The organism is Bartonella sp. AA126HLJHH (genome assembly GCF_042197425.1).
Lineage (GTDB): Bacteria > Pseudomonadota > Alphaproteobacteria > Rhizobiales > Rhizobiaceae > Bartonella.
In genome coordinates, this window is sequence record NZ_JBHIRU010000031.1 from 1 (window position 1) to 8,825 (window position 8,825).

The following is an 8,825-nucleotide window of genomic DNA, read 5'->3' on the forward strand; positions in this document are numbered from 1 at the left end:
TTGCGTTTAAAGCCATTGATATTGGCTTCTCCTTCTTGAATACTAAACACTTGGCAACCGTTATTGGCTCCCAATGCGCTCACACGGCAGCCACTCACGATATAATGCCCATGGGCGCGGTCGTACGTCGCAATAGCTTGCATGGCGGGCTCAAGCAGTGAGGGCGATTTTTGATCAATCAGAACACCATCTTGTAAAATATAAACCGGAAAGAAAGTGCCATTCTGCGCATCCTCTTTCAGTGCCCAAACAAGCTGTGCTGTTTCGCGTGCCGCTCCGGGCTCTCCTTCTGCTAAGGTACCAGGGACTTGCCCCAAGAGCTCTGGATCATCTTCATGAGTTATCCATTTTTTTTGCAGCTTCACACCAATTTCCAAGCGCCCAATCATGGCAACATTGTTGAGTACAGCTGGTGCAACGGGGAAAATATCGCCTGCGATATAAATCTTGCCATCCGTTAAAGTGACGGTCTTTGTCTCTTTGTTGACAAAAGCATCAGCCCGTTCAACGCGGTCTCCTTCTTTTGCAACAAGGCGCCCCAAGCGGTCATGACGCCCCCTGATGATGGTTTGAACCTCATTGAGTTCACCACTTTGAATAAAGGGACGCGTGCCATAAAACACCACGCTTTGTTGTTCCTCTTTGCCGCGAGATCTGTCAATTGCAAAGGGTAAACCACTTTCATGCTTCATATTAAAACCTCAATAAAATCTTGAATTGTTCGCGAACATCGGCACGCAAAGGAATAGTGACAGGCGTTTTGAGTATCTCGACACCACCATTCAGTTCATTGACGTCACACCAAAGCTTTCCAAGGGGGATATCTTGTTTGGGAATGCCGTGAACGAGAATAGAAACAAATGCTGCTTGTTTGTCCTCAACATCGTGAAAATCTGTGCGGGCTGCAAGAAACAACAGAGTGCCGGTTGGGGAAGGGTTAAATTTGTTTCCACAATGGCTGTACACACCATCCAAAGCCTGTTCGACAGGCGCTACAGCATAGCATCTGCGATACCCAATCACGCTATTTTGGCTGTCTTTTAACACGAGATAAAGCGTGCGACCATGAAACCATTCTGCCATAAGCATATCGCGTTCATGTTTTTTGACCGAACACCACGGAAAATTTGCCAAATCCCAAGGATAATCAATTTGGTTCCAGCTTAACTCCTCGTCAAAGTCATCTATCCAATTACCAATAAGCCTGCCTTCTTCTCTTGTGAGCGTGTGATTGATTTCTGTTGTGCGCCCAAAGGAAAACAAAGTGCCCCCAGCTGTTAAGCGAACACCGCTTTCATACTCCAACATGCTGTCATCAAGGCGTGACATATTGCATTCAACAGCTTGCACATCATACCCCGCAACACCACGACGAAAATCGGAGCGCAAACTTTTGGAGAGATCTGTAATCGCTTCAATGGCTTCAAGCTGTGTTCGTTCAGGCAACTGATCAAAATCAAGTTGAAAGGAGTTCCACCATGCGCGCCCCGTCCAGGCGGGTTGAAAGCGTGCTGTAATCTCTAGCCATTCAAGCCCCATCTCTATTGCCGCAAGGGAGCCACGTATCCTCTGCCATTGAAGCCCTTGATCAATCAAATCATAGAGATTTGGAACATAAGGTGTCAGTTCACCAAGCCCGTATTCTTCAATCAACCACGGCAAGAAACGGGGAGGGCGTGTGATCAGTTTTGCGCGTGAAATCCCCAAAACAGAACCATCAATATCTTGATGAAAATCGCAAGCATCGGCAAGGCGCTTTTCAAATTCTGTCGCGTTTGTGGGAAGGAGGGAACCAACCATTAGCGGGCACGTCCTTTGAAGTTTAAGGTGATTTTTCCAATCGATAAAATTTCTTCATCACAAACCATACTGTCTTGTGTTGGGGTAATGGCAATGACTTTTTGGACACCAGAAATCATTAGTTTTGAAATCCACCACGAGAGGCTTAATTCACGACCAATGGCTTGTTCTTGTCTCCATGCTGCTCTTAAATTTATTTCCATTGTTGTAAGAATTTTCAAAGATGTTTCTGGTAACAGCCAAACATCTGCTTCTAAATCCAGCACTTTTTTGACAGCAGCGTGAACAATGATTGTATCATTGGTCATGATGATATTTTTTCTGTGAAGAGCTTCTGAGACTGTTTGTATGAGATCTTCAGAGGCTGTTCCTTCTTCATTATTACCAAAAAGAGCAACATAGATGGTTGGGTTTTTGCCTTTACGATAAATAATCGCATCCTTCACACGGCTATCGGCTGTTAAGGCTATAAGCTTGTAATAGGGTTCTGTTCCACTTCCGTTTCCTCCACGGGCATGAAGCTGTATGCGTTCACGATATCTCTCGTCACTTTCCTCTTCCATGCGGGCAATACCATGCCAGTTTCCCAAAGCATCAAGAGATTCACCGATTGCAAAATCAAGAATATTATTGCGTGCTGCCTCATTAATACGCTGTCTTAAAAGCAACTCTCGATAGCTAAAAGCCTCTATGACTTTTACGGCCGGATCACTTTCAAGAATGGTATATTCAGGCAAAAGCTCTTTTAAATGGACAAGAGCAGCAGCGCGTATTTCTTCAAAAGAAAGTTCTGTGATGATGTCTGGTTTTGCAAGCACTCCATTCATTTTATCAATAATCCTTCCATGGTAATGGGCTTGCCGGATGGCAAATAAATGCCTTCAAAGGATAAAGAAACGTGTCCATTCTCACCCCTTTTAAAATCAATTTTTTTCAATTTAAAACGCGGTTCCCATTTGTCTAAAGCCTCAGCAACAGCAGCATAAAGAGCAACAGCAAAAGCATTATTCACTGGAGCATCAATGAGTTCAGCAACACGTGAACCATAATCACGCCGCATTACACGCGAACCAATCCGCGTTAACAAAATGTCAAGGATTGATTGGCGCAAATGATCAATTCCGGTTAATGGCTTTCCTGTTGTACGGTCCATTCCACTGTTCAATTGGGACCTCCAGTCATCGCGCCACCAGAATAAACACCGCCATGAACATGTGTTGCTCCTACATTGGTGCCGTTATGTCTTAATCCACTTGAGTGAATGGAAACATTATTCCCAGAATGAAGAGAGAGACTATCATTCGAATTCAGTGAAATGCCATCACCAGCCTTCAAAGAGATGTTGCCTTTTGCGTTTAAATTTATATCGCTTTCTGAAACAATCTTTATGCCTTCCGGTGCGGTAAGCTCTAGCTTGCCACCATCACCTTTTAGTGACACACCATCAGCGATTGTCAGAATAAACTTTCCGCCGGATTTGATGTGAATTCCATAAGTGTTTTGTTCATCATCATATTCAAGGCTGGTTCCATCAGGGTATATCGTTCGGTGAATGCTGCCCTTATCGGCTGCTTGATTAGCATCTGTATGAAGTGAACCAATAATCACCCCTTGTGATAAATCCCCTGATGACGAGATAACAACTACTTGCTCTCCAACATCGCGTCCTTCATAAGAACGTGTTTTACCGGCGCGGGCTTGGGTATCTGGAATCCAGTCACTGACAAGATTGCCACTTTTTACCCGATAGCGTGCGTTTTTATGGTCGACATGGCTAATCTTCCCCACCACAACCATATTGGCCACACGTCTCTTTAGATCTGTGATTTCTTTATCGCGTCGCTCTAACATGTCCACCTTCAATTTTATGGTATTTGTCTTCGTTTCCCACACCTGTTTCGGGTTTAAAACCGACAAGGGGTTCAACAACTCTTGCGATTGCCTTTCCTTCATCAGGGCAGGGGATATTGGTGACGTAAGTCACCTCAAAGGTTAAAATTGCACCGTGGAGTGCTAAAGCGCCATTATCACCAAAGGCAAAAGCAATATTTTGCAGGCGGCATGTTTCAACTGTGTTGTTGAGATTGGGATTAGCGTAGAAAACCTCCTCAACTTCCCATGCTAATTGATCAACAAAACGTGCGCCATCTTCACATGTCGCATAACATTCAACATCTAGCGTTAAAACACGCCGCCTTAAGCCAAAATCATGTCCATCTTCAATTGTTTCACTTTGTGTTGAGATATTAATAGCTGGCATTGCTTCAATAAATAAATTGAAATCACGCATATTGAAAACATTGTCACCAGCTGCCGTCTTTGCTGCCTTTATCAAAGCAACAAATGTTTCTCTTATCGTCTCTCTCGGATGCATGGGGGCTCCTGTTCAAATAGATTGATTTTTAATCATTTTTATTGTATTCGTGGATACATTTTGATATACATTCGTTATGGTAGCAAACATCAAAGTTCATGGCATAAATTGGGATGATGGTAACTGGCCAAAATGTGCCAAACATGGAGTTTCTAAAAAAGAAATTGAGTATTTATTCACTGAACCTGGAAATCTCGTCATAAAGCATGACCCCAATATTAAAGAAGAGCGTTTCAGAGCCATTGGACGAAGCTATAATGAACGATATATTTTTTTAGTTTTTACCTTAAGAACAATAAAGAACGAATTGTTTGTACGTCCTATTAGCGCTCGTTATATGCACCAAAAGGAGATTGATTTTTATGAAAACCTCTAAATTAAAGCAAATGCCCGTTTTTAAGACGGATGAAGAAGCAGAAAACTTTGTTGATACTGCAGATCTTACTGATTATGACTTAACTGGTTTTAAGCCTGTTCATTTTGAATTCTTACCTAAAGAAGCCTCTATGAATATTCGCTTACCTCAAGCACTTATGAAGGCTTTAAAGGAAAAAGCTAAAAATCAAGCTATCCCTTACACACGCTATGTTCGACATCTCATCGAACGAGATTTACGAAAAAGCCATCGTAATTGATCCATATCCTCTGTAGAGGATATAAGAAAGGATGAAACATGAACAATAATCATTATACCTATTGTGTTTTGTGGTCGCAAGAAGATGAGGAATATGTTGGATTGTGTGCAGAATTCCCATCCCTTTCATGGTTAGATGCTCAAGCAGAGAAAGCTTTAAAAGGTATTATGGACCTTGTTTCAGAAGTTGTTGAGGACATGCAACATAATGGAGAAGAAGTTCCTCTGCCTTTGTCACATGGTAAATATAGTGGCAAGTTTCAATTAAGAATACCACCAGAACTCCATAGAAAACTTTCAATACAAGCCGCTGAAAATGGTGTGAGTTTAAACAGATACATTTCTTCTAAGCTTTGAATCTTTTAAAAATCTATACGTACTAAAAGAAAATTAATTCTTATGAAAACCTCTAAATTAAACAAATATCCGTTTTCAAGACGGATGAAGAAGCAGAAAACTTTGTTGATACTGCAACCTTACTGATTATGACTTAACTGATTTTAAATCCGTTCATTTTGAGTTCTTACCTAAAGAAGTCTCTTGACTACCTCCCCACCTTTAACGATAGGGAGGGGAGTTTTGTTTTTAAGTTAAGCAACCTTTTTAATGGGGCTCTCTAAATCTGATTCGTAAGCTCGCAATAAAGGTAACATAACTGTAGGAAACTCTGAATCGCCAAAATCTGTTAGAACTGTTAAGATTTTAAGTATATTTGGCACCTCATCTTGAAGTTTGAAAATCAAAGCTTTTTCTATTACACTCATAGTGTCAACCAGAGCAGTACAATCTTTATCGCTCATATTTTCATGTCTAGAAAATCGAGATAATGCCATCCATAAGTCACATAAGAAATTGGTATCTATCTTCATTGTACACCCCCATGGATTTGTTCTCTCAAACATGCCAATCCTCTAGATGTGATTTTCGTTGAAGGCAGCACCTTTTCTGTACCATCCGGTCTTTGAATGGTAATAGCAGGGCAATCCATGAATCCTTTCTTGATCTTGTCCTGATAAGGTAACAGAGGCGCCCCTGGAGCACGCCGATACACCCAATCATGTTTACGCAAGTAATCGGTCAAATCCTTTGGTCGTACCTCTAACATCTTTGCTGCTTCAATAAGACCGAACAGCCCATCAGAGCGTTTTAAGCCATCCAAAGCTTTTGCTTTTGGTGCTAATTCTGCAATAACATGATCTTTTTGCTCTATTTGACTTTGTAAGTGATTCAAAACACCAAGCAATGCCTCCGGTTTAGAGTAGTCAACTTGTGATGCAGCTATCTGTGGAGCAGCTACTTGCTTCAAAAGCCGTTCACATTTGATAAAGTATAAACGAGCCTCTCTACCTTTCTTATTGTTCTCAAGCATAGAAAGCTCTTTTGCTACATTTAGTGTAAGATAATATTCTTTTAACACTACATTTTGACGTTCGCCAGTTTTGGCGAGCGTTAAAATATAATCTATTCCCTCTTCTAAATTGTATTTGATAATACGGTCTTTAATCCAATTGGAAAAGTCTCGTTTTGCCTCTAAGAATGCGTGCAGATTACGTGCATTTACTGTTTGAACAATTTCCTGTCCAACAGTTTGTTCCGATATCGGAATAAGAGTGTTCATTGTGAACTCCTTATGGTGAAATGTTTTCATTGACACCTTAGAAAGGTATCGGGCGCTGAAAACACGGCCATAAGTCCGTCGTTATGCTTTCCCCCGAAAGGGTATTTTATGGCATAACCACACCCGACAAGACCAGTATACGCCATACGCATATAATGAGTCAAAGCCTTCAATGTACGGAAAAAGATTGTATCGGCAATCCATCCGCTTATGGTTCTAAGGTGTTTTCAGGCACCTGATTCGATTATTCACATTGTCGCCACAATGTCAAGTGGCAATGTAATGTTTTTATAAAAGTAATCTGTTAAGTCCTTTGGTCGTACTTCAAGCATTTTTGCTGCTTCGATAAGACCAAACAACCCATCAGAGCGCTTTAAACCTTCCAAAGCTTTTGCTTTTGGTGCTAATTCAGCGATAACATGATCTTTCTGCTCGATTTGGCTTTGTAAGTGATTCAAAACACCAAGTAATGCTTCGGGTTTAGAGTAGTCAACTTGTGGGGTTGCTACTTGTTTCAAAAGCCGTTCGCATTTGATAAAGTATTGACGCGCCTCATGCCCTTTGTCATTACGCTCTATCATCGAAAGATGTTTAGCCATGTCTAATGTAATGTGGTATTCTTTTACCTTTCCACCGTTTTCTAAATTTTTAGAAAGCGTTATAAAGTTTATATTTTCCAGAAACTTACATTCTTTAATGCGATTTTTAATCCAGTCTGCAAACTTTGATGTAATTCCTAAAAATGCGTGCAAATCACGCGCATTAACAGTTTGAACAGTCTCTTGATCAATGACCTGTTCTGATATTTCTATAAGTGTGTTCATGAGAACTCCTTGGTAATAGACGTTTTTGATTGACACTCTTTAAAAAGTGCCGGGTGCTCAAAAACACGGTACCAAGTCCGTCGTTACGCTTTTCCCGCAAGGGTATTGTATAGCGTAACCACACCCGACAATATCATTATATGCGTGTAACATACAATGAGTCAAAGCCTTTAATGTGCGGAAAATAAACTATCTCGGTAGCTCGCCCGCTTGGTATTTAAGGTGTTTCTGAGGCACCTGATTCGATTATTCATACTCCTGTCACAATGTCAATAAGTAATATTACATTTTTCTAAATTATATAAGTACGTCTTTACTTTATTTGTCGATTCACTTTAAATTTCCACTTTACTTTTTTATTTATAGCGGAGGGGGAGGTAATGCTGGATACCCTTGATACAATTGCAATGATCGTGTGCTTGTTATCATTGCCAATGATGATTGTCGGACTCGTTTTAGTATGTATAAAGAAATGGCGGAAAAACGGACTGAAAACTCTTGGTATTGGAGCTTTATTATTTATCGGCTCTGCGATAGTAGGCGCTTCTGTACACAAAGACAAACCAAATCAAATTACACACAATAATGAAATTGTTACCTCCTCCTCGACTTCGTCAATAGATGTTGCTACTCAAAACGAAAGCGTGACTCAGGTACCAGCTGAGGATACTGATAAGCAAATTACCCCCACTCAAGTTAACAAACCAGACAAAGATGATGGATTAGGCTTTTGGGGATGGTTTTGGTTAATTTTCTTTGCGTTTTTTGCGTTTTCCATTTTCGCTTATTGGCAAGATAAACGCAAAAAACTTTCTAAAGAGAAAGTTCCAGAACAGGCTTCAATGTCGCTCCCTCCTGCACATCCTTCTTCTGATTTCTCAGTCGTTAATAAAACGTCTGCAGCACTTAAAAATGAACAACTGGAAAAATGGATCAGGATCTTTCTCCTTTGTGCTCTATTGATTGGAGGCATTGTGGTAGTAATAAGTATTTCACCATGGTTATTAGTAGCCATTCTTATTGTTTTACTTTTGGTGATTGCTCACTACTCTGAAAAGAAAAAAGTAAAACTTTTTGAAGAACAAGTTGCAATGTTGCTACCGGATATTAAAGTGTCTAGTTTTTCTGAAGCGTGTAAAATGTTTCAAGAACTTGACGCAAGCGAATATGAATATCGTTTAGCACACAATGAAAAATTGTTGGGAGTTCAAGAACGCGTTTTCTTTGATATTAATAAAAAGATCACACTTAGAGGACGTCTTTTGGTAACCGATCAAGCCATTGTATTTGAAAGTCCTGAAAAGAATGAAAGAACTACTTGGACACGAATTGCATCAGTAGCTATAACATACCATGAATGCCAAATCAGTCTCCGTACCGGCATACCACGGAATTACCAATTCACTGCCTTTTCAAGTCCAAGGTTTACAGCAGTAATTCGAGTTCTGGGACAGTTTTATTGATTTTTAAACACACAAGATAAAGATACGTTCATTGTTTTATCTCCCGCAAGATAAGCTTATACATACCGGATTCAGAGGCTTGGACATCTGTGATCACGAAGTGCTCTTGAGA

At 40.5% G+C, this 8,825-nt stretch carries 13 protein-coding genes; 4 read left to right on the plus strand and 9 right to left on the minus strand.

Annotation, left to right across the window (positions count from 1 at the left end):
- From ACFIQC_RS08730 to ACFIQC_RS08755, 6 genes are all read right to left on the minus strand, one after another.
- The coding region (locus tag ACFIQC_RS08730; RefSeq protein ID WP_375707044.1) for a DUF4815 domain-containing protein at positions 1–692 on the minus strand (692 nt) is incomplete at its 3' end.
- A 1-nt stretch (position 693) separates the two neighbouring features.
- Positions 694–1,800, minus strand: coding sequence for a phage tail protein (locus ACFIQC_RS08735; RefSeq protein ID WP_375707045.1), 1,107 nt, complete (start codon positions 1,798–1,800; stop codon positions 694–696).
- Positions 1,800–2,627: a baseplate J/gp47 family protein gene (locus ACFIQC_RS08740; RefSeq protein WP_375707046.1), complete on the minus strand. Its 828-nt coding sequence runs from the start codon at positions 2,625–2,627 to the stop codon at positions 1,800–1,802. Before ACFIQC_RS08740 ends, ACFIQC_RS08735 begins: the two co-directional genes overlap by 1 nt.
- Positions 2,624–2,965 carry a GPW/gp25 family protein gene (locus ACFIQC_RS08745; protein ID WP_375612353.1) on the minus strand — a complete coding sequence of 114 codons (342 nt, stop codon included), beginning with the start codon at positions 2,963–2,965 and terminating at the stop codon, positions 2,624–2,626. Before ACFIQC_RS08745 ends, ACFIQC_RS08740 begins: the two co-directional genes overlap by 4 nt.
- Positions 2,962–3,651 (minus strand): phage baseplate assembly protein V, encoded by a 690-nt coding sequence (locus ACFIQC_RS08750; RefSeq protein ID WP_375707047.1) that lies wholly within the window; start codon positions 3,649–3,651, stop codon positions 2,962–2,964. The genes ACFIQC_RS08745 and ACFIQC_RS08750 overlap by 4 nt, the downstream gene beginning before the upstream one ends.
- The gene (locus tag ACFIQC_RS08755) at positions 3,632–4,174 is read right to left on the minus strand and encodes a hypothetical protein (RefSeq protein ID WP_375706463.1); all 543 of its coding nucleotides are present in this window, start codon (positions 4,172–4,174) and stop codon (positions 3,632–3,634) included. Before ACFIQC_RS08755 ends, ACFIQC_RS08750 begins: the two co-directional genes overlap by 20 nt.
- A gap of 76 nt (positions 4,175–4,250) precedes the next feature.
- Between ACFIQC_RS08755 and ACFIQC_RS08760 the strand changes: the two genes are divergently transcribed.
- The 3 genes from ACFIQC_RS08760 to ACFIQC_RS08770 are packed head-to-tail and all read left to right on the plus strand — an operon-like array spanning position 4,251 to position 5,165.
- A complete protein-coding gene (locus ACFIQC_RS08760) occupies positions 4,251–4,550 on the plus strand; it encodes a BrnT family toxin (RefSeq protein ID WP_012754723.1) in 300 nt (99 codons plus the stop codon).
- Positions 4,537–4,809, plus strand: a complete 273-nt coding sequence (locus ACFIQC_RS08765; protein WP_012754724.1) for a CopG family antitoxin — start codon at positions 4,537–4,539, stop codon at positions 4,807–4,809. Before ACFIQC_RS08760 ends, ACFIQC_RS08765 begins: the two co-directional genes overlap by 14 nt.
- Before the next feature lie 38 nt (positions 4,810–4,847).
- Entirely contained in the window at positions 4,848–5,165 is a 318-nt protein-coding gene (locus ACFIQC_RS08770) for a type II toxin-antitoxin system HicB family antitoxin (protein ID WP_375707048.1), read from the plus strand.
- 233 nt (positions 5,166–5,398) lie between these two features.
- Here ACFIQC_RS08770 and ACFIQC_RS08775 read toward each other — a convergent pair whose 3' ends face one another.
- The 3 genes from ACFIQC_RS08775 to ACFIQC_RS08785 all read right to left on the minus strand — a co-directional run bounded on the left by ACFIQC_RS08775 (position 5,399) and on the right by ACFIQC_RS08785 (position 7,250).
- Complete coding sequence (locus ACFIQC_RS08775) at positions 5,399–5,677, minus strand: hypothetical protein (protein ID WP_375707049.1); 279 nt, start codon at positions 5,675–5,677, stop codon at positions 5,399–5,401.
- Positions 5,674–6,426, minus strand: coding sequence for an antA/AntB antirepressor family protein (locus ACFIQC_RS08780; protein ID WP_375707050.1), 753 nt, complete (start codon positions 6,424–6,426; stop codon positions 5,674–5,676). Before ACFIQC_RS08780 ends, ACFIQC_RS08775 begins: the two co-directional genes overlap by 4 nt.
- A gap of 248 nt (positions 6,427–6,674) precedes the next feature.
- The gene (locus ACFIQC_RS08785) at positions 6,675–7,250 is read right to left on the minus strand and encodes an antA/AntB antirepressor family protein (RefSeq protein ID WP_375707051.1); all 576 of its coding nucleotides are present in this window, start codon (positions 7,248–7,250) and stop codon (positions 6,675–6,677) included.
- A 380-nt stretch (positions 7,251–7,630) separates the two neighbouring features.
- On the opposite strand from ACFIQC_RS08785, the gene ACFIQC_RS08790 reads away from it, so the two are divergent.
- On the plus strand, positions 7,631–8,713 hold the full coding sequence (locus ACFIQC_RS08790; protein WP_375707052.1) for a hypothetical protein: 1,083 nt from the start codon (positions 7,631–7,633) through the stop codon (positions 8,711–8,713).
- Positions 8,714–8,825: the final 112 nt, after the last annotated feature.